The organism is Streptococcus sp. 20925_1_69 (assembly GCF_041432365.1).
Lineage (GTDB): Bacteria > Bacillota > Bacilli > Lactobacillales > Streptococcaceae > Streptococcus.
In genome coordinates, this window is the sequence record NZ_JAPVZL010000002.1 from 49,361 (window position 1) to 70,697 (window position 21,337).

Consider the following 21,337-nt stretch of genomic DNA (forward strand, 5'->3'; position numbering starts at 1 on the left):
TATTTTTTAATCGACGTAATCTCCGCCTTCAAAGCCGTAATACTCTTCCAAACTGAGACCACTTTCAGCTATTTCTTTTGCTTCTTTTCCGACATAACGAAGGTGCCATTCTTCAGCCATATAGCCTGTTTCCTTTTCCTTGCCTTTGAGATAGCGAACAACAAAACCATAATCAGCCGCATGGTCCAAGAGCCATTGGGCCGCTTTTTCTTCTGTCACCAAATCACCATTTGTCCCAATCACATCAAAAGCCAAGCCTGTCTGGTGCTCGCTATAGCCAGGACGGGCAGAATAACGGTCGGCAGCTTCTTTCCCATCTTGATTGACATAATCTTGATAGAGCTTGGTCTGAGTTTCATAACTTCTAAAGCCACTGTAATGGTCGCTAATGGGGAAACCTGCCTCTTGCATCGCTTTGATGAGTTTGATCAACTCTGCCTTGGCTGTTGGATTTTCCCCTGGATTATAGTCTTTAGACAATGGATAGTGTTTATTGGCTACAATGATTTCATCGTATTTCCCTTGGATGCTGTAGTAGTCTCCTTTGTTAACCACTTCTGCTTTTTTCTGGGCAGCTCCCTGAGATTTACTGCCGACTGCTCCATCAGCTTTGGCTGTTTGTTCTGTCTTAGTTGCGCCATCTTCATTTTTTGTTTTTTCTTGTGAACAAGCTGCTAGACTCAAGGCTAGCAAGGCTGACAAGACAAGGTATCTTTTTTTCATCTTTACTCCTTTATTTCTAATAGTTTATCTACTTCTGATGATAAACATTCGACTAATCTTTTAATCTCATCAGGTTTTGCTTGGCAGATTTCTGCTGTCATTTCTTCAAAGGGAACCCACCATACTGGACCACGTCCATTGAGACCATAACCATTCATATCACCTCTTCGTCTAGGAAACAGATGCCAATGGAGATGGGCATCTGTTTCCTAGCAGTTCGATATTCATTTTCTCAGCAGCAAAGGCCTTGGCAACTGCCTCTTGGACTAAACTCATTTCTTCTAGAAAACGGAGTCTTGTCTCCTTTTTCAAATGGTGCAATTCGGTGACGTGTTCCTTGGCTAGAAAGAGACTATAGCCTGCAAAATACTGGTGGTCTCCAACCACAAGATAGCCTGTTTCCAACTCTTTGACAAAATAGGGATTTTCCCCAGCCTTGATGAGCTCAATTCTCTGGCAAATAAGGCACATATTAGTCTACCAATGCACTCTTAAGATAGGCATCAACCATACGCTCTGTTGCGACAACTGAGTCAATATGGGTACGCTCATAAGAATGACTAGACTCGATACCCGCACCAAGAAGGGCGTGTTTGACTTCTGCCCCTGCAGACATAGCTGCCGAAGCATCCGAACCATAAAATGGATAGATGTCCAGCTTAAATGGAATATCTTGCTCTTTCGCTAAAGCAACCAAATGTTGACGGAAGTCATAGTGATAAGGTCCAGAAGCATCCTTGACACAGATAGACACTGTATATTCGTCTGTCTGCTGGTCATCGCCCATGGCTCCCATGTCCACAGCCAGATATTCAACTACTTGAGCAGGAATGCTAGAGTTTGCACCGTGTCCCACTTCTTCAAAGACTGAAAAAGCAAAATGAGTTGTTACTGGTAATTCAATCTTCTCTTCCTTATAAATACGAAGCAGGTTAAGCAAAATTGCTGCACTGACCTTATCGTCCAAATGACGAGACTTGATAAATCCTGTCTCTGTCACGATAGTTCGTGGGTCAAAGCTGATAAAATCACCGACCTCAATCCCCAAGGCTCGAGTTTCTTTTTCATTGGTTACTTTTGCGTCCAAACGCACTTCCATATTGTCCTGCGTGCGTTCTGCAGTTCCTGCATCCTTGTAGACATGGCAAGAAGTCTGGTGGATGAGAATAGTTCCTGATACCTTTTGATCTGTACTAGCTACGTGAACGGTACAGTTTTCTCCTTCAATCATATTCCAAGGAAAACCACCGATACGGTCCAATTTGAGACGGCCGTCTGGTTTGACAGCACGGACAATAGCACCAAGCGTATCTACATGGGCAGTCACATAGCGATGTTGCTCGTCATTTTGACCTTTAATAGTTACATTGACACCGCCCTTGGCTGTGCGAACTGGCTGATAACCAAAACCTTCTAGAGTCTTGACTAAATAGTCCGAAACCTCACGAGTGAAACCCGTTGGAGACGCAATGGCTGTCAGTTCTTTGATATATTCTACTGTTTGATTCATTTCTTCACCTCTTTTGCTACCTATTATAACACATTTATCATCGGATAAAAAAAGAAAATCACTCCTGTAGACTTGGCTACAAAAGTGATTTCAGTGATTATTCCATTTCAAAAACATCGCTTTCTTGCTTGTTTGGTAGAACCAATGAGAGCAAGATTCCGACAACAGCTGGTACTAACCATGGGAGAGATGCCTTGGCAAAAGGAAGAGCGTTGACAAGGTTTGCAAGAAACTCAACCTTAAACGAGCTTCCTAGTACGCTTGCAATGGCAATGGCTGTAACAACAGCAATTGTCAACTGCATACCTGGTTTTGAAAGAGCCACAAATTTGTTGACAATGACAATCATAACGATGGCAATGGTGATTGGGTACAAGATAACCAGTACTGGAATTGAGTACTTGATAATCGCATCAAGACCCAAATTGGCAATGGCAAATCCAATCAAGGTAAAGGTTGTCGCATAAACCTTGTAGCTGATTTGTGGGAAGCGTTCATTAAAGAACTCAGCTGTTGACACAATCAAACCAACTGTTGTTGTGAAGCAGGTTACGGTAACCATAGCTGCAAGGAAGAGTTGGGCTGTTGAGCCAAAGATTTCTTGAGTGGCTTGTGACAAGATGTAAACACCTGGTGTTCCACCCTTCATCGCTTCAGCTGGTACCGGGAAATGATTTCCAAGGAACCCTAACCCGATGTAAAGAGCGCTGAAGGCAAGGGCAACAACGATACCAACAACCCAAATAGTTGAAATGTATTCTTTCTTACTTGAGAAGCCAAGTTGTTTCAAGGTTTGAACTGCGATTACACTAAAGGCAACTGAAGCAAGGGCGTCCAAGGTGTTGTAACCTTCTAGGAAACCTGTACCAAAAGCAGAAGCTTGATAAGCAGCTGAAGCAGCTTGAGGACTTGTTCCACCGTATTTGAAAGCTCCCAGAACAACCAAGATAACAATCAAAATCGCAAAGACTGGCGTTAAAATACGTCCAATGCGGTCCAAGATTTTTGATGGATTAAGCGAAATCAAATAGGCTGCCGCAAAATACAGAACCGTAAAGATAATCAAACCAAGACCTTTATTTGCATCCGACAAAAGAGGGCTAATCCCTACTTCGTAAGCTGTTGTAGCAGTACGTGGGATAGCAAAGAATGGACCGATTGACAAGTAAAGAACTGAGAGGTATAGAGTCGCAAACCAAGGCGCTATCTTTGTTGAAATCTCGTAAATATATCCTTTAGGATTTAGCGTTCCAATAATAAGGGTCAAGACGGCGATACCGACGCCTGAAAAGACAAAACCTGCGATGGCAGGAAGAAAATGTTCTCCAGATAGAGCACCTAGAGAAGGCGGAAAAATCAAATTTCCCGCACCAAAAAATATTCCAAACAGGAGCAAACCTGTTAGGGCACCTTTTTTAGCCATGTAAATCTCCTTCATATTTATAAAATACTGACCTAGTATATCATGAATAGGAGTATGAAAAAAGCTTCACGAAGTAAATATTGAATGTTTTCAAGATTCTTAAAAATGAGAATTATCTAAAAATAAGATTCTCCTACCTAGTTCACACCAAGTAGGAGAAATACAAATTTTTAAAGTTCTTCAAAGGCCATCATGCCACCTTGGACATTGATAACCTCATAACCTTGTTCAGCTAGAAATTGGCAAGCACGCGCCGATCTCATCCCAGATTTACAAATGACATAATGCGACTGGTCCTTGTCCAACTGATCATAGATATCAGGCAATCGACTCAGCGGTAGATTACGAGCACCTTCTAGATGAAGAGCATCAAACTCATCCACTTCTCTCACGTCCACTAAAGAAAGTTGGTCATTTTGGTAAAGCTGGTAAAATGCGTCAAAGGTTATTTCTTTCATTCTTTTTCTCCTAAAATAGTTTTAATTCTTTTTTTCAAATCTGGCACCACTTCTGACTCAAACCAAGGATTTTTGGCCATCCAGATTTGATTTCGCGGCGAGGGGTGAACTAGTGGAAAATAGGTTGGCAAGTAGTTCTGGTAATGTTTTACCCGATCTGTTACCTTGCCACTGATTTTCTCCTGCAAATAGTAGGCCTGGGCATATTGCCCAATCAAGAGGGTCAATTGAATATCGGGTAATTCTTGCAAGAGCTGCGGATGCCATTTTTCAGCAAAGCCAGTTCTCGGTGGCAGGTCACCTGACTTGCCATGTCCTGGAAAGTAAAAATCCATAGGCAAAACAGCAAAATATCCTGAATTGTAAAAAGTGTCTTCGTCAACACCAAGCCAATCTCGCAAACGATCACCACTTTTATCCTTCCAGTAAAGACCTGCTTCTTGGGTTTTAAGACCAGGCGCTTGACCGATGATATTGATGCGAGCAGTCTTTGGCGCTGCAAAGAGAGGCTCGATGCCACGCTTTGTATAGGTAGCATTCTGCGGATCTGCCATAATAGCCTGCTTGATTCTTTCAATTTGAGACATCTACTTTACCTCCAAAAAGAAGTCTAAGCATAAGATCTCAGACTTCTATCGTTTTATTTGATCAATTCGTAAATAGCTTCGGCATAGATTGCTGCTGCTCGGAAGAGATCGTCCAAGGCGATAAATTCATTGGCTTGGTGCATGGTGTCAATTGAGTCTGGGAACATGGCTCCGTAGGCAACCCCACGTTCAAGCAAGCGACCAAAAGTACCACCACCGATAACTTGCTCATGACCTTTAAGTCCAGTTTGTTTTTCATAAACATTCAACAAGGTTTGCACAAGTGGATCTTCCATTGGCACATAGTGAGGCGTGTGACCATGTTCAGAAAGGCTAACAGAAGCAACTGGCAAGTTTTCAAGTATTGACTTGATTTGCTCTGGACTTGTTCCTTTTGGATAGCGGATATTAAGGGCAATGGTATTATCAGCGCTTGTTTCATCAAAACGGAAGACGCCCGCATTCATAGAAAGGGCACCCATCTTTTCATCCACATGGGCAATCTTAAGGTTTTCACCCTCATGGTCGTTCAAAAGAATTTTACCAGCAATATCAAGGTAGTCTTTTGCTGGTCCAGCAAAGTCGAACTGGCTGAGGAAGAGGGCTAGGTAAGTCGCACCATTGACACCTGAAGCAGGCATAGCACCGTGGGCTGATTTACCAATGATCGTCACCTTGTGTTGACCAGCTTCTTCTTGAATTTCTCCTCTGAGCTTGTGTTCTGCAACAAAGGCATCTAGTTTAGCTTGCAAGTCATCCAAGTCACCTGAAACAACTGCTGTTGCTGATTCAGGTACCATGTTTTCACGCAAACCACCTGTAAAGCTATGAAGACGGGCAGCACCTGCATTTTCACCTGCAAAGTGAAGATATTCAGTGATATTTCCTTTTTCACCGTTGATGATAGGGAATTCAGCATCTGGAGAGAAACCGAAGTCTGGTTTTGCAAGTCCTACGTGCTCGAAGTAGTAGTCCATGTCTGCCCAGCCTGATTCTTCATCAGTTCCCACGATGAAGCGGACTTTCTTAGAAGTTGGAAGGCCCAATTCTTTGATGATTTTCAAGCCATAGTAACAAGCTGTTGTAGGTCCCTTGTCATCAGAAGCACCACGCGCATAAAGGCGACCATTTTTGATAGTTGGTGTGTAAGGATCTGTGTCCCAACCGCTACCAGCAGGCACTACGTCCATGTGGGCAAAGATTCCGAGAACTTCTTCTCCCTGACCAAACTCGAAATGCCCTGCGTAGTTATCAACATTCTTAGTTGGGTAGCCATCACGGTCTGCGATTTCAAGGAATTTCTCCAAGGCTTTTACTGGACCAGGACCAAATGGATGCTGAGCGTCCGCCTTGCTATCGTCACGTTCTGAGTTAATTTCCAAAAGGCTAAACAAGTCAGCCAAGAGGTCTTCTTTGCGTTTTTCTACTTCTGCTGTAAAATCAATTGCTGTCATAATATCTTCCTTCTATCTTTTCTCGATAATTTCATCTACTGGCAAGCGGTAGCTTGGTTCTAATTTTTCGTCCGTATAGCCTACCGTAATCAAAAGTTCTGGGCGGAAACGGTCTTCAATGTCCAAAACTTCATTGATTTTTGATTTGTCAAAACCAAGGATAAGGTTTGAGCCAATTCCTTGGTCTGTAAGAGCGAGAACCAAGTTCATCGCAACCAAACCAGCATTGAGGGCCAGGTAGTCGCTGACTTGTTGCTCATTGTAACGCGCAAATTCAGCAGGCAAGTTCTTCATGAAATATTGAAGTTGTTCTTCTGAGAAATTCTTTGCCCCACCGACACGGGCAATCTTGCGAGCACGTTTGGCTAAGTCCGTATCTGTAAAGAGGGCAATGGTTACAGGTGCTGATGATACCTGCTCAAAGTTCGAGCCATAAGCCAACTTTGCCAATTCAGCATTTTTCTCACGAACCACCACAAATTTCCAAGGCTGGCTGTTGTGAGCGCTTGGAGCCAAGGTTGCAATTTCGATAGCCGTACGCACATCTTTTGGATCAACAGGCTTATCAGTAAACTGCTTAGTCGCATGACGTTTTTTGTTTAATTCAAGAAATTTCATAATCGATTTCCTTTTCTAATTCTACTGCTTCCATTCTACCATAATTTGAAAGAGCTTGCAGGGATTTTTCATGATTAAGATTTTTTATTACAGTCATAAAAAATATATATTGGTTCATCAGGAACATTTCTGATAAACTAGCAAGTACTTTACATTTGAATGGAGATATTATGAAAAAATTTAGCCTATTATTAGCCATCCTACCATTTTTGGTTGCCTGTGGGAATCAAGCCACACCCAAAGAGACCAGCTCTCAAAAGACAATCGTCGTTGCTACAGCTGGTGATGTGCCGCCATTTGACTACGAAGACAAGGGCAATCTGACAGGCTTCGACATCGAAGTTCTAAAAGCAGTAGATGAAAAACTCAGCGACTACGAGATTCAATTCCAAAGAACTGCTTGGGAGAGCATCTTCCCAGGACTTGATTCTGGTCACTATCAAGCCGCAGCCAACAACTTGAGTTATACAAAAGAGCGTGCTGAAAAATACCTCTACTCACTTCCAATTTCGAACAATCCCCTCGTCCTCGTCAGTAACAAGAAAAATCCTCTGACTTCACTTGACCAAATCGCTGGCAAAACAACGCAAGAGGATACTGGAACTTCAAACGCTCAATTCATCAATAACTGGAATCAAAAACACACTGACAATCCCGCTACTATCGATTTTTCTGGTGAAGATATCGGCAAACGAATCCTAGACCTTGCTAACGGAGAGTTTGATTTCCTAGTTTTTGACAAAGTATCCGTTCAAAAGATTATCAAGGACCGTGGATTAGACCTTTCAGTTGTTGATTTACCTTCTGCCGATAGTCCCAGCAACTATATCGTTTTCTCAAGCGACCAAAAAGAGTTTAAAGAGCAATTTGATAAAGCGCTCAAAGAACTCTATCAAGATGGAACTCTTGAAAAACTCAGCAATACCTATCTAGGTGGTTCTTATCTTCCAGATCAATCTCAATTACAATAAGATATATTAAAAACGATTGGGCCAGCCAATCGTTTTTAGTTTGCATTGGTTATTTTAGGAAACTCTTACAAAAAATCAAAAAATTTCTTCACATCCTCTACATACCCATGCTTTTCTATTAAGTTTGCTAATAATTTCAGATTGTGCCCCTGATAGTTATCTTCTCTTCGTAGCTCTTCATACATTTCGATAAAGGGAAGTCCCTTGGACTTGGCCAATTCTAACTCAGCTTCGTAATCATAAGCAACTTTACGAAATTGGATATTGAGTAATTCCCCATCTTCAACTTCTATCACGGCATACTGGGCACGGTGATTTTTTAACGCCTCCCAATTAAAATAGGGCATGCCAATCGACCCTGGATTGATGATTTGTTGCCCTTGACTTCCATAACGAAGCAACTGCTTGTGAACATGACCATAAACTGCCACGTCCGTTTCCGCATCTAGCAGTTGGTCAAATTTATCTGTATCATTCCCAACCAGTAGGTCCCCACCATAGTTCTTATTTGGCAAATTATGAGAGATAGAAAAGCGCAATCCGTCAATTTCTTTCTTTTCCAGCAAAGGCAAGCTTCGTAGCCAGACAATCGTTGCAGGATCCATTTGCTCCATCAAAAACTGGGTCATGCGCATTGACTGGATTTCTTTCGGATGTTCCAAACCATATTCGCCATCCAAGGCCTCAAGGACACGATCATCCCAATTGCCTCGAACACTGGTTGTGATAGAAAGGTCCTTTAGCAGGGCGACTAAGTCATTTGCGCCTGGACCAGGAAGAAAAATATCTCCCAGAAGCCAGTATTCACTGACTCCTTGATTTTTAGCATCTGCAATCACTGCTTCTAGGGCCGTCGCATTGCCATGAATATCTGATAAAATTGCGATTTTATGTTTCATTGTGATTTCCTTCCGTTTGATAATCTACTTGTTCTTCCGCCACTTGAGGCAAGACTTCTGCCTCCTGCGGGTTCAACTTCCTCTGCACAGCTTCTGCAACTGCTCTTGGTACCCCAACTTCGACAATCTCATCCACACTGGCTTCCTTGATTTTAGTCAAAGACTTGAAATGCTTCATAAGATTCTGCTTGCGTTTAGGTCCCAGACCGTCAATTCCATCCAGTTGTGATGAAAAGGAATTTTTGGAGCGCAGTTGGCGGTGGAAGGTGATGGCAAAGCGGTGAACCTCATCTTGGATGCGTTGGAGGAGGAAAAATTCCTGAGAATTGCGAGACAACTCCACCACCTTCAGCGGATCTCCAAAGAGCAATTCATGGGTTTGGTGCTTATCATTCTTTTGCAGACCTGCAATGGGGATATCCAAGCCTAGCTCCTCTTGGATGACTTGCTTGGCGATATTGACTTGACCTTGTCCTCCATCAATCACAATCAAATCTGGCGGGGTTAAACCATCACGTTGAACTCGGCCATAGCGCCTGCGAATGACTTCTCTCATACTGGCATAGTCGTCTGGTCCAACGACAGTCTTGATTTTATACTTACGGTAATCCTTCTTACTAGGTTTGCCGTTAACAAAGACCACCATGGCTGAAACAGGACTGGTCCCCATGATGTTGGAGTTATCGAAAGATTCGATACGAACTGGGGTTGGGATTTGGAGCAAACGTCCTAGATTTTCAATAGCTCCTTGTGTCTTTTCGACAGATTTCTCCAGCAGGTTGAATTTCTGCTCTAGGCTGACTCGTGCATTTTTTATGGCTAGATTGACCAGCTGTTTTTTCTCTCCACGCTGGGGTTTGACAATCTTGGTATCTACCAAGACCTTGACAGCTTCTTCGTCAATATCCTGCGGAATCAGTACCTCATTGGGAACCAGATGAGATTTTTCTTGATAAAATTGTCCTACATAGGTTAGAAAGTCCTCATCCGGATCATTATAATAAGGGAAAAGATTGACATCCCGCTCAATAAGCTTACCCTGACGGACAAAGAAAACCTGGACACACATCCAGCCCTTGTCCACATAGTAGCCAAAGACATCGCGATTTTGGAGATCCTTAGCCATAACCCGTTGCTTGGTTCGAAGCGTTCCAATAGCCTGAATCAGGTCACGGTATTCCGCTGCACGTTCAAATTCCATAGTCTGGGCTGCCGCTGCCATCTTGCCCTTGAGGTCATCGATAATTTTGTCATCCTGCCCTTTCAGAAAATCAGAAACCTCCTGAGCCATGGATTTGAAATAGGCCTCATCCTTCTTACAGATAGTGTGGGCCATGCATTGGCCGATATGGTAGTAAAAACAGACCTTAGACGGTGGATTCGTACACTTTCGAAAAGGAAAAATCCGATCCAGCAATCGCTTAATTTCATTGGCTGCGCCCACATCTGGATAGGGACCGAAATAAAGACCTCCGTCCTTTTTGACCTGACGGGTGATAATCAAACGAGGATAGCGCTCATTGGTGATTTTTATGAAAGGGTAAGACTTATCATCCTTGAGCATGATATTGTACTTGGGCTTGTTTTCCTTGATCAGGTTGATTTCTAGGAGAAGTGCCTCAATATTAGACTCCGTAACGATAAACTCAAAATCCACAATTTCAGACACCAGAGCCTCTGTCTTGGTATCATGACTTCCACGGAAATAGGACCTCACACGGTTTCGTAGATTTTTAGCCTTTCCTACATAGATAATGGTGCCGTTTTTATCCTTGTGAATGTAGCAACCAGGGCTGGTCGGCAAGAGCTCTAGTTTTGATTTAATCAAGTTATTCATAGTTCCATTATAACAAAAAAGTAGGGAAAGATTGTTCACTACTCACTGGTCTCATATATTTTTCGGAGGTTTGCAATATCCTCTTCCTGGATACCATAAAAGGAACCGGCCGGTTGCATCACTGATTTCTCATCTGTATGGTCCAAGCCAATCGCATGACCCAACTCATGTTCCGCCGTATGGACAATGCGTTCATAAGAATAGCCATAGTCAGGATTGGACAGATAGTAGTGATTCAACCGCACCGTTACAGACAAGAATTGACCCGTCAAGAGATTGGTCTGACTTTCCGCCTCTCCTGCCACAGGAGTGTTTCCGTTGTTCATCTCAGTAGCCAAGATATCCGCCGTGCCGGACTCAGTCACAATTTCAAAGTTAAAAGCACCAGTTTGATTCCAGTTCTGAATCGCTTCTAAGTAAGCTTTTTGAAAGCGTGAATCCATTTGCGGATCCAGGTAAATACGAGCAGAAGCCTGTGGCCATCTTCCTTCAGAGTGTTGATGGCTATCTGTCTGGTTCAACTTAGGCAGTTGCCCTGTTTTTTCCCATTGGTCGATACTTTGTTGACCAATCTTGACTGACCGTTCTGCTTGCTTTAGCGCTCCTTGAAAATCCCCGTTCAGATACCAGAGAAAACCAAAAGCAAGAGCGCATAAGAGAACAACTATCCAAACCAGGCGCCAAAACAAACGCCACACAAAAGAAAAGAAAGCCCCTATCAAACGAAAAAGCCAGCGCATATCTCTCCACCTTTCTAGCAAATAAAAATTATTTTACTAAAACAAGCTGAAAGAAAGCTAAATACTGACTTTTTCATCTTAACGTCCTAATATTTTTTTGAATAACTGAATAGCTTTGTATTTTAAAGGTGATGGATGATAACGGAAAGTTCCTGCTTTGCGTACAATATAGCCATTAAAATTCTGTTTAAAACGTAAAACACCATCACTTCCATCAAAAATCCCTTGAATCCCTAGGAAGTTGTATTTAGGTATTCTACGTTTTATGCTTTCCAACATAATATATTTTTGAAGCAGTGCAGGGGCATAGAACTTATTAAACTCAGTATAAGAACCACTAAAGAGATAAGTCGTTTCCTGAGGCATATAAACAAATAAACTCCCGGCTAAAACAATATCTTCTTCTCCATATTTTTCAATCAAATCTCTCGCTTCTGCTTTTCGAACTTCAAAAGTTTCAAATTGACTAGAATATTCTCTCAGTTGATTTTGTTTTTTCTCAGAATGAGGATTTTTACTCAAATCAAGTCGCAACTTGTCCAAGATTTCTTCTAGTTTACTTTGCTCACCTTGCAATTTGCTCATATACTCCGAAAAATTTAAGCTTGCTATGAGAAACTCCGCTTGTTCTCCAAATGAATCATAAAAGTGCTCATAATATTCTAAACTTTTATCACTGTATTCTCTACGTTCAGAGGTTTCTTTTGTTATATTCTTAAAAATCGATAGTTCTTCACGTTTTAACTTTTTTAACCTAATGCCGAACGTTTCAGCCTTTTTCACCAAAGGCTTCCCCTTTTTACTAAAACTTTTAAGTAAATTCTTTTCAGTTAAATCAGTCAAATCCTTATAATATAACCAATTCGGTTCCCCACCTGGATATCCTGTCGTCAAACCATCAAATTGATAACCCAAATCAGTTAAACCTTGAATGATACTTTTTTTCTCAACATCTATTGGATTACCTTGGCTATCAAAAGTTTGATAAGTTTCATAAGGTTTTACAAGCAACTCTAAGACACCATTTTGCTTGGCATATTCTTTTAACTCCGCATAAAAAACTGGAAGAGCATCTTGTTGGGTATAAATCGGACCCGAATTGAGCTCCATATGCAGACCACCTAACATGGGCAAGTTATAAACCATAGCTGCAACTTGAATTTCTCCTTCTTTTTTTAAAGCAAGATAAACAATTTGAGCCCCTCTTTTTTCTAGCAAATCACCCATCTGGACAGATTGCATAAAAGAACGAGAAGAAACCTGATCAGAATAAGTCTGAAACTCTTCTTTCGTGAGTGTTGTTAGTACCATATACTTACTTTCTATGTTTTTTTCTTAATGTTTTACGGAAATCAAGAGCAAGTCTTAACAGAGGATAGAGAGGATGGGTAGGCATTGTAAATTCTCCCAAATATTCTTCAATCGTTGGATTAAATTTTTCCTTAAAATGATAAAGTCCACCATTGAGAGAGTTTTCAACACCACCTAAATTTTGCCACAACATACCTCGCTCAAAGGCATAGCGAGCCGTTTCATACCAAGTTAAAATTGGTGCATTGTAACGTTTAAAATCATCATCCATACCAGCATATAGATTGACAGAGGTAGTACCAAATTCCAAACTCAAAGTAGCCGCTAACGGAATGTTTGATTTTCCCATATTCATATATCCCTGCAAGAAATCTATTTCCTCTTCTAAACGTTCTTTTTCTTTTATATTTTCCTGAATTTTTGAAGGTTTGGTTGCATCATTAAATTTTTCTGCAACTACTCTATTTTTTTCTAACTGTTCTTCTAATTCTCTTAAACGCTTAGAAACATCCAAACTCGTTAGCGTGATATAGGAATCTTCTTTGAAGTTATCTAATAATTTTTTATAATAGGCTTCGTTTCTTAAATGAATCTCTTTTCGCTTCTCAGTTTTTTTCATCAACTCCGAAAATGAATCTAATAGTTCCAGTCCACCATATTGAATCTCAAGCCCTTTGTTTCGTGCTGTTCGGATAGCTTGCCTCGTTGATTTAGAAAATTTATCTTCTTCAAAATTTTCCTTATATATTTTCGCCTGAATACGAGGCTGAATGGTATCATCCATCTCGGTTGTCCGCCCAGACCATTTCACTCCTAATTGCCCTAAAATCTCAACAAGAGCAAGATTTTCAGGATATTCTGTTTTATCTTGATTAACCAAATGTTGAGATAGACAAATACTTGGGTCAAAAGTCACAAAAACCGCTCTCTTGCTACGAGCATAAGACTTAATAGACTGCAGGACAAACTTTAAAAGTTCTATATCCCTGTAATCCAATATAGGACCTCTTGGAATATAAAACATTTTATAGCCTAAAGGAAGAGATTTTATGAGAATACTAGCCACAGCCAGTAACTTCCCCTCTTCATAGACACCAAATCTCTCATGATCCCAATCAGATTTCACTTTTTCCCAAGCACTGCTTTGTAATACATTAGCTAATTCATGTTCTTTGACAAACTGATCATATTCTAATGTGGGAATGCCAATTTGATAACGGTACATTTCTTACTCTCTTTCCTCCAATATCTTATTACTATTCTACTACTTTCGTTTGAAAAGTCTAGTGAAAACAGACTTCCAGCATTGTTTTTAAGCCAAGAATAACTATAAATGGTGGTTTATTTATAAAAAATTAGCTCAATCTCTCTTCTAATTTGAAATCAATCGGTAGAGTTTTTAAAAACCGTTCCAATTGTTTTTCCCAATAATACCACTCATGAGTTCCAGCGCTATGGCTATAGGTCATATCAAAGCCTAGTTTTTTGAGGTTTTTCACTGACAGATTATTGGCTTCATACAAGAAATCCTGCTCGCCGCACCAAGCCCACAGCTTGGTCTTTTTATCCGATTTTTTAGCCAAACTTTCAAGAGAATAAGGGCTAGCTGTCCAATCTTGAATCTCCCCAAACACACCTCTCCAATAAGCCGGTGTTCCCAAATTTTGGCTTTCAGGAGAAAAATCTTCAAAGCTCAGGGCGCCTGAAAAACTAGCTGCGTGAGAGAAACGATTTGTAGCAAGAGCCAGTTTAAAGCAGCCATAGCCTCCCATAGAGAGACCAGCGATAAAGGTCTTTTCACGCTTGCTGGTCATATTAGGGAAGAAGCGTTTCAAAACCTCTGGTAATTCCTCTGCTAGAGCTGTGTAATAGTCAAAACCATACTGGGTATCGGTGTACCAACCGTTACTGGTATTGGGCATGACGACGATAAGATTAGTAGTTCGAAGCAAGCGTTCCACATTGGTCCGCTTGAGCCAACTATTATGATTACCAGACATCCCGTGCAAGAGGTACAAGACGGGAATGTCTTTACAATCTGGTTCTTCCACTCGATTGGCATCAGGGTAAAGGACATTCACCCCCCACTCCATATCCAAAACTTGTGAGTAATACTCTATTTTCATTACTGCCATATTTTTCCTCTATTTTCCGATAAGAAAAAGCCGAAATTCGACTTTCCCTCTGTTTATTTCAACGATTATTTTGCTTCCATGACTACTGGTAGAACTGCTGGACGACGCTTAGTTTGATCAAAAAGATACTTGGTCAGAGTATCCCGAACCTTCCCTTTAAGATCTGCCCAGTCAAAGTCTTCTCCTTGAAGATAGTCTTCTACCGTTTGGTTAATCAATTCTGAACTTTCACGGAGAATATCGCGACTCTTCTTGAGATAAACAAATCCACGCGTATGAACACGAGCCTTGGCCACAATTTTCTTCTCACGACGGTTAACGGTAATTGCTACGATGAAAATACCATCCTCTGACAAGACCTTACGGTCACGAAGAACCACATTTCCAACATCACCAATAGCATTCCCATCAATCAAGACATCCCCTGCCGAAACTGCTCCAGCTGGGACAAAGTCTCCATTCTCATAAGCCATGCTGGTTCCCTTTTTAGGGATGAAAATGCGTTCTGGCAACATACCTACTGCCATAGCAGCCTTAGCATGGGCATCCAACTCACGGTATTCCCCTTGAATTGGGAAGAGATACTTAGGTTGCAAGAGATTAATCATCAACTGCAAGTCACGCGCATTCCCATGTCCTGACACACGCAAGCTTTGGGTAATCAATTTGACAACTCCACCAGCTTGGTAAATCATATTTTCCACACGCGCCATAACTGCTTCTTTAGCGATAGACGGAGTGGTTACGATATAGACTAGGTCACCGTCCTTGATTTCCACATAACGGTGGCGACCAATCGACATCTTGCGAAGACCATTGATAGGCTCACCCATACGACCTGTCTCAAGGATAATCAACTCATGGTCTTCAAAGCGAGACATATCTTTTTGCTTAATCAAAAGACTCTCGTTAGCTAGAGACAATTTCTTGAGGCGAATAGCAGTGCGGACGATATTTTCAATATCGAATCCTGTCAAGACCACACGACGGCCTGTTGCATCCGCAGCGTCAAACACCTGCTGGATACGAGAGAGGTTGCTGGCTACCGCCGCAACGATGATACGACCATCCCAGTCCGAAATGGTTTGAGTGATCTCGTCCCCAACTTCACTTTCACTAGCCACTTGGATATTGCTATCTGCATTGGCTGAATCGCTAAGAAGAGCTAGAACTCCATCACGACCGATTTCTGCCAAGCGAGCGAAGTCTGTCGCATAAGATTCACTAGCTGTCTGGTCAAATTTGAAGTCACCTGTGTAAACGATGCTACCCTCAGCTGTCTTCAAGACCACACCCAGACTTTCTGGGATAGAGTGGGTCGTACGGAAGAAGGACACCACAGTCCCTCCAAAATCTATCTCCGTATCCTCATCGATGACATGGAAATCATTAAATTTCTTAACTGTATCATTTCCTTTGACAAAGAGTTTGGCCAACTCAATGGTCAGCTCAGATCCAAATACAGGCACCTTGGCTTCAGCCAAGAGATAAGGCAGAGCACCAATGGCATCCGCATGGCCGTGGGTCAAGAAAACCCCAGCGATACGATCGCTATTTTCAAAAAGGTAGTCCATATTGGGAATAACCACATCCACCCCTAGTTGTTCATTTTCAGGGTATTTTAGACCTGCATCCAAAACGAAAATAGATCCATCGATTTCAGCGATATACATATTTTTCCCATTTTCACGCACACCACCAAGTGTTGTTAAACTGATATTACTCATTTTTCCTCCGAAAGCTTAATTTATCTTGATTATAGGGTTGCTTACCCTTTTATTCTAAAAGCACTATTACTTTTATACTCCTCGAAAATCTCTTCAAACTACGTTAGCTTCCATCTGCAACCTCAAAACAGTGTTTTGAGTAACCTGCGGCTAGCTTCCTAGTTTGCTCTCTGATTTTCATTGAATATTAGCCGAATCTTTTCCTACCATTATACCATTTTTTTGATGATTTTCAAAATGAAGATTTGTTTTTAAAAAAGAGCTGGTTTCCCAACTCTTTCCTATCTGCTATTCTTTTTCCATTAAAAAGTCATAAATTTCTTGCACAGTACCCAGCGCCATCATTTCTTGGTCTTTGACGGTTTGTTTGAGATTTTGGTAAATCTGACTTTCTCCGATTTCCCGCTTTGGTGCCTCTTTATTGACTTTCATGACCCCATCTTTGATCGTCACAAAGCCTAGCTCTTCAAATACTTGAATCATCTTGACCAGCAAGATTTGTTGGATATTGAGATAAGTAGCCAAATCCTTCAGTTTGTAGCGAATATCAAACTCTGGAAACTGGTAGATAGTCTTGTACAATTTGGCAAACTGATCTCTAGTCCCATAACCTGTCAGATAATAGGCCTTGTCAATGTCATTTTTGAAATAGACAGCGGAAAAATTCTGTTTCTGAAAAATGGTCTTCAGCTGAGTAATATCCTCTGGAACGGTTTTTACAACCACAGCACCACTATTTACTAGATTGGACAGTTCCCCAGCAAAATCCAAGACTGGAACTCCTTCTGGCAAGACTGCATTCTTCCCACGAATGTTAAAGAGTTGGACACCCTCCACACGCGCATCCACCATCATCAACTGGAGGGCAGTTTGACCATTCCATTGATTGACAGACAATTTGACTGCCAACTCTAGATTCTTGGTTTGAGCAAATTCTGTTGCCCATCTACCTTGGCCAAAGGCTACCACTTCAAAACTCGCCTCACCCTTGGAAATTTTCAGCTTGAGATGGGCGTTGCCTGCTCCCATAGTACGAGCACTTTCGACCTGAAAATCCTTTATATAAAAGATAGGTTTCTGATTGTCCATGCCAAAAGGTGCCAAACGTTCAAAATTCTTGACTGTTTCAAGACTCAAACTCTCCAAATCCAACTCTTCATCTAGGTTTAATCTATTCTTGCCACCAGCATCCGCGCCTTTTTCACGGACATAGTCTTCCAAGACCTGAGATAAATCTGAGAGTTTCTTAACTTCCAGCGTCATGCCAGCCGCACCAGCATGACCGCCAAAGGCGATGAAGAGGTCTCGATGAGGATCCAGAGCCTCAAAAATATCGACCGCTTCCACACTACGAGCACTGCCCTTGGCACGACCATCCTCTATATTAAGAACGATGACTGTCTGCCCTAGTTCTTCCAACAAGCGACCAGCCACGATCCCTAGAACCCCAGGATTCCAGCTTTCCTTGGCCAAGACTTGAACCTTCTTCTCAGGATCCACCATGGTCTTAGCTTCTTCATAGATAGACTGGACGATTTCCTTGCGCTCTTCGTTTTTCTGATGAATCATAAGGGCAATCTCATGCGCTTCCTCATCATCAAACCCAGTCAGCAAATCGATGGCAGGATTGGGATCATCCAAACGGCCCAAGGCATTCAAACGAGGGGCAATCTGGAAACCAACCGTTTCTTCTGTTACTTCGTTAGCAGCAATCCCAGCCATGTCCAGCATTTCTTGTAGACCAATGCGCTGAGTATGTCCCAACATTTCCAGACCATATTGCACCAAAATGCGATTTTCATCCGTCAAACTCACCATATCAGCAATGGTACCAATAGCGACCAAATCAAGCAATTCCACTTGTACTTCTTCTAAAAGGGCACAAGCCAGCTTGAAGGCCACTCCACAACCAGCCAAATATTTAAAAGGATAGTCCGCATCTGGATGTTCAGGGTGAACGATGGCATAGGCATCAGGCAGGGTTTCAGGCATGGAATGGTGGTCAGTCACAATGACATCCACTCCCATAGACTGGGCCAATTCAATAGCCTCATGACCAGCAACCCCATTGTCCACCGTCACAATCAAAGAAATCCCTTCTTGCTCGATAAAGTATTTATAAACACTAGCATTTGGACCATAGCCATCAGTAAAACGATTGGGCAAGTAAACACGGCACTCGGCACCAAGCTGTTCCAAACTTTCCTTCACAATAGAAGCCGAAGTCATACCATCTGCATCATAATCACCGTAAACGAGAATATTTTCCCCTTCTTCAATAGCCTGACGAATCCGTTCCACTGCTTTATCCATATCATGGAGCAGATAAGGGTCATGCAAGTCCTCCAAGGAAGGTTCTAAAAACTTCTTCAGACTTTCTTGGTTCTGAATCCCTCTTTCAAATAATAACCGAGCCACCTCAGGACCCAGTCCAGCCTTCTTGGCTATCTTTGTAAAATCCGCATCTTCTACCTGCGGGGCAAACTGCCATTCATAAGTAGGTGTTATCAAAAAGACATCCACTCTTTCTAAGAATTCTATTGCTTCATTATAACATGATTTAGGCTTTTTCTCTATCCAGATTGCTTTTTTATAAAATTTTAGTGAATTTTTAAGATATGATTTGACAAGAAAAATCTTTTGGTGTAAAATCGTGTTATAAAATCTAACACAAAGGAGATTCCTTATGGCTTTAGTAGAATTTGAACACGTCGAAAAATATTACGGAGACTACCACGCACTCCGCGACATCAATCTCCGTTTTGAAAAAGGACAAGTCGTTGTCCTACTCGGACCATCCGGTTCTGGGAAATCCACTCTTATCCGTACCATCAATGGTTTGGAGGCTGTCGACAAGGGAAGTCTTCTAGTCAATGGACACCAAGTTGCTGGTGCCAGTCAGAAAGATTTAGTTCCTCTTCGCAAGGAAGTCGGCATGGTTTTCCAGCATTTTAACCTCTACCCTCACAAAACAGTGTTAGAAAACGTAACACTCGCACCCATAAAAGTTCTAGGAATTGATAAAAAAGAAGCTGAAAAAACAGCTCAAAAATATCTGGAATTTGTAAATATGTGGGACAAGAAAGATTCTTATCCAGCCATGCTGTCTGGTGGACAAAAACAACGGATTGCCATTGCACGTGGCCTCGCTATGCATCCTGAACTCCTTCTCTTTGATGAGCCAACGTCTGCCCTTGACCCTGAAACCATCGGTGATGTTCTGGCAGTTATGCAAAAATTAGCCCACGATGGTATGAATATGATTGTCGTTACCCATGAAATGGGCTTCGCCCGTGAAGTTGCTGACCGCATCATCTTTATGGCTGACGGAGAAGTTTTGGTAGATACGACCGATGTCGATGACTTTTTCGACAATCCAAGCGAACCTCGTGCCCAACAATTCCTCAGCAAAATTATCAACCACGAAAGTGACAAAGTCAAATAAGGAGGCGCCTATGAAAAAGAAATTCTTTTTATCCACATTAGTGATTAGCCTTTTCGGCCTTACTGCTGCAAAACCAGTTCAGGCTGATACCAGTGTCGCAGCCATTCAAAAAAGAGGCGAGCTGGTTGTCGGTGTCAAACAAGACGTTCCCAATTTCGGCTACAAGGATCCTAAGACAGGAACCTATTCTGGTATCGAAACGGACTTAGCCAAGATGGTAGCCGATGAGCTCAAGGTCAAGGTTCGCTATGTACCTGTTACCGCACAAACCCGTGGCCCCCTTCTAGACAATGAACAGGTCGATATGGATATCGCAACCTTCACCATTACAGACGAACGCAAAAAACTCTACAACTTTACCAGTCCCTACTACACGGACGCATCTGGATTTTTGGTCAATAAATCTGCCAAAATCAAAAAGATTGAGGATCTAAATGGTAAAACCATCGGGGTTGCCCAAGGTTCCATTACCCAACGCCTAATTACCGAACTGGGTAAAAAGAAAGGTCTAACCTTTAAATTCGTCGAACTTGGTTCCTACCCAGAATTGATTACTTCCCTACACGCTCATCGTATCGATGCCTTTTCCGTTGACCGCTCTATTCTGTCTGGCTACATTAGCAAGCGCACAGTACTACTAGATGATAGTTTCAAGCCATCTGACTACGGTATCGTTACCAAGAAATCAAATACCGAGCTCAACGACTATCTCGATAACTTGGTTACTAAATGGAGCAAGGATGGCAGTTTGCAAAAACTCTATGACCGTTACAAGCTCAAACCATCTAGCCATACAGCAGATTAAGGAGGATACCCTATGACAGATTTATCATCTTGGACTGCCTATTTTCAGGATTTTGGACAATTTTTCAATGGCTTCCTCTTCACCCTTGCCCTAGCGATCGGATCCTTTATCCTCGCCATGGTCTTGGGCATCTTCTTTGGAGCCATGTCAGCCAGCAAACGTCCAATTTTGCGCATTTTAGCTCGCATATTTGTGGAATTTTACCAAAACACTCCCCTCTTGGTGCAGTTTGTTATTGTTTTTTATGGCCTACCTCTTATCAGTGACCACACCATTATGATTCCGATTTATTGGACAGCTGTTCTCTGCGTGGGCCTCTATCACGGCGCCTATATTGCTGAGGTGATTCGCTCAGGGATTCAGTCTATTCCTAGCGGTCAGATGGAGGCCGCCTTGTCGCAAGGTTTTACCTATATCAGTGCTATGCGTTTGATTATCTTGCCCCAGGCTTTCCGTATCATTCTCCCTCCTTTGACCAACCAAATCGTTAATCTCATCAAGAATACCTCGACAGTCGCTATCATCTCTGGAGTGGACTTGATGTTTGTGACCAAGTCTTGGTCAGCTCTCCACGGAAACTACATCCCAGCCTTTCTAGGTGCTGCCCTTCTCTACTTTTCTCTATGCTTCCCTGTTGCCCAGTTTGGTCGCAAGATGGAGCAAGCCAACAAAAAAGCCTATTCACTTTAGGAGG

At 42.1% G+C, this 21,337-nt stretch carries 19 protein-coding genes and 1 pseudogene; 4 read left to right on the top strand and 16 right to left on the bottom strand.

Translation table 11 applies throughout. The annotated features are described in order from the left end of the window. Positions 1–6: 6 nt before the first annotated feature. The 8 genes and pseudogenes from ldcB to O3601_RS01710 form a co-directional block, all read right to left on the bottom strand. Positions 7–723 (bottom strand): LD-carboxypeptidase LdcB/DacB, encoded by a 717-nt coding sequence (ldcB, locus tag O3601_RS01675; RefSeq protein WP_371470655.1) that lies wholly within the window; start codon positions 721–723, stop codon positions 7–9. Positions 724–725: 2 nt separating this feature from the next. Then, positions 726–1,194: pseudogene (locus O3601_RS01680) on the bottom strand (HIT family protein). A 1-nt stretch (position 1,195) separates the two neighbouring features. Further along, the gene (locus O3601_RS01685) at positions 1,196–2,233 is read right to left on the bottom strand and encodes a M42 family metallopeptidase (RefSeq protein ID WP_371470658.1); all 1,038 of its coding nucleotides are present in this window, start codon (positions 2,231–2,233) and stop codon (positions 1,196–1,198) included. A gap of 97 nt (positions 2,234–2,330) precedes the next feature. Next, the gene (brnQ, locus tag O3601_RS01690; protein ID WP_371470660.1) at positions 2,331–3,656 is read right to left on the bottom strand and encodes a branched-chain amino acid transport system II carrier protein; all 1,326 of its coding nucleotides are present in this window, start codon (positions 3,654–3,656) and stop codon (positions 2,331–2,333) included. A gap of 170 nt (positions 3,657–3,826) precedes the next feature. After that, the gene (locus tag O3601_RS01695) at positions 3,827–4,114 is read right to left on the bottom strand and encodes a rhodanese-like domain-containing protein (RefSeq protein WP_261070668.1); all 288 of its coding nucleotides are present in this window, start codon (positions 4,112–4,114) and stop codon (positions 3,827–3,829) included. After that, positions 4,111–4,701, bottom strand: a complete 591-nt coding sequence (locus tag O3601_RS01700; RefSeq protein WP_371470663.1) for a uracil-DNA glycosylase family protein — start codon at positions 4,699–4,701, stop codon at positions 4,111–4,113. The genes O3601_RS01695 and O3601_RS01700 overlap by 4 nt, the downstream gene beginning before the upstream one ends. Before the next feature lie 53 nt (positions 4,702–4,754). Further along, positions 4,755–6,155: a dipeptidase PepV gene (gene pepV, locus O3601_RS01705; RefSeq protein ID WP_371470664.1), complete on the bottom strand. Its 1,401-nt coding sequence runs from the start codon at positions 6,153–6,155 to the stop codon at positions 4,755–4,757. 12 nt (positions 6,156–6,167) lie between these two features. Further along, positions 6,168–6,773 carry a nitroreductase family protein gene (locus tag O3601_RS01710; protein WP_061589892.1) on the bottom strand — a complete coding sequence of 202 codons (606 nt, stop codon included), beginning with the start codon at positions 6,771–6,773 and terminating at the stop codon, positions 6,168–6,170. 170 nt (positions 6,774–6,943) lie between these two features. On the opposite strand from O3601_RS01710, the gene O3601_RS01715 reads away from it, so the two are divergent. Next, complete coding sequence (locus O3601_RS01715; protein WP_261074406.1) at positions 6,944–7,744, top strand: amino acid ABC transporter substrate-binding protein; 801 nt, start codon at positions 6,944–6,946, stop codon at positions 7,742–7,744. Positions 7,745–7,809: 65 nt separating this feature from the next. Here the strand turns inward: O3601_RS01715 and O3601_RS01720 are convergent, their stop codons facing one another. From O3601_RS01720 to recJ, 8 genes are all read right to left on the bottom strand, one after another. Further along, on the bottom strand, positions 7,810–8,643 hold the full coding sequence (locus O3601_RS01720) for a metallophosphoesterase (protein WP_371470666.1): 834 nt from the start codon (positions 8,641–8,643) through the stop codon (positions 7,810–7,812). Next, on the bottom strand, positions 8,633–10,480 hold the full coding sequence (uvrC, locus tag O3601_RS01725) for an excinuclease ABC subunit UvrC (RefSeq protein WP_371470667.1): 1,848 nt from the start codon (positions 10,478–10,480) through the stop codon (positions 8,633–8,635). The genes O3601_RS01720 and uvrC overlap by 11 nt, the downstream gene beginning before the upstream one ends. Before the next feature lie 38 nt (positions 10,481–10,518). Beyond that, positions 10,519–11,220, bottom strand: a complete 702-nt coding sequence (locus tag O3601_RS01730; protein ID WP_371470669.1) for a M57 family metalloprotease — start codon at positions 11,218–11,220, stop codon at positions 10,519–10,521. A 78-nt stretch (positions 11,221–11,298) separates the two neighbouring features. After that, positions 11,299–12,531: a peptidoglycan bridge formation alanyltransferase MurN gene (murN, locus tag O3601_RS01735; protein WP_371470670.1), complete on the bottom strand. Its 1,233-nt coding sequence runs from the start codon at positions 12,529–12,531 to the stop codon at positions 11,299–11,301. 4 nt (positions 12,532–12,535) lie between these two features. After that, positions 12,536–13,756, bottom strand: a complete 1,221-nt coding sequence (locus tag O3601_RS01740; protein WP_371470672.1) for an aminoacyltransferase — start codon at positions 13,754–13,756, stop codon at positions 12,536–12,538. 130 nt (positions 13,757–13,886) lie between these two features. Further along, positions 13,887–14,666 carry an alpha/beta hydrolase gene (locus O3601_RS01745; protein ID WP_371470674.1) on the bottom strand — a complete coding sequence of 260 codons (780 nt, stop codon included), beginning with the start codon at positions 14,664–14,666 and terminating at the stop codon, positions 13,887–13,889. A 65-nt stretch (positions 14,667–14,731) separates the two neighbouring features. Continuing rightward, positions 14,732–16,393 (bottom strand): ribonuclease J, encoded by a 1,662-nt coding sequence (locus O3601_RS01750; RefSeq protein ID WP_371470675.1) that lies wholly within the window; start codon positions 16,391–16,393, stop codon positions 14,732–14,734. Between the two features lie 288 nt (positions 16,394–16,681). Further along, positions 16,682–18,904, bottom strand: a complete 2,223-nt coding sequence (gene recJ / locus O3601_RS01755) for a single-stranded-DNA-specific exonuclease RecJ (RefSeq protein ID WP_371470676.1) — start codon at positions 18,902–18,904, stop codon at positions 16,682–16,684. 175 nt (positions 18,905–19,079) lie between these two features. Here recJ and O3601_RS01760 point away from each other — a divergent pair, with 175 nt between their 5' ends. From O3601_RS01760 to O3601_RS01770, 3 genes are read left to right on the top strand one after another with little or no spacing between them, the layout of a single operon-like run. Beyond that, positions 19,080–19,838 (top strand): amino acid ABC transporter ATP-binding protein, encoded by a 759-nt coding sequence (locus O3601_RS01760; RefSeq protein WP_001229569.1) that lies wholly within the window; start codon positions 19,080–19,082, stop codon positions 19,836–19,838. Between the two features lie 10 nt (positions 19,839–19,848). Further along, positions 19,849–20,643 (top strand): transporter substrate-binding domain-containing protein, encoded by a 795-nt coding sequence (locus O3601_RS01765; RefSeq protein ID WP_371470679.1) that lies wholly within the window; start codon positions 19,849–19,851, stop codon positions 20,641–20,643. Positions 20,644–20,655: 12 nt separating this feature from the next. Continuing rightward, a complete protein-coding gene (locus tag O3601_RS01770; RefSeq protein ID WP_371470681.1) occupies positions 20,656–21,333 on the top strand; it encodes an amino acid ABC transporter permease in 678 nt (225 codons plus the stop codon). Positions 21,334–21,337 lie beyond the last annotated feature (4 nt).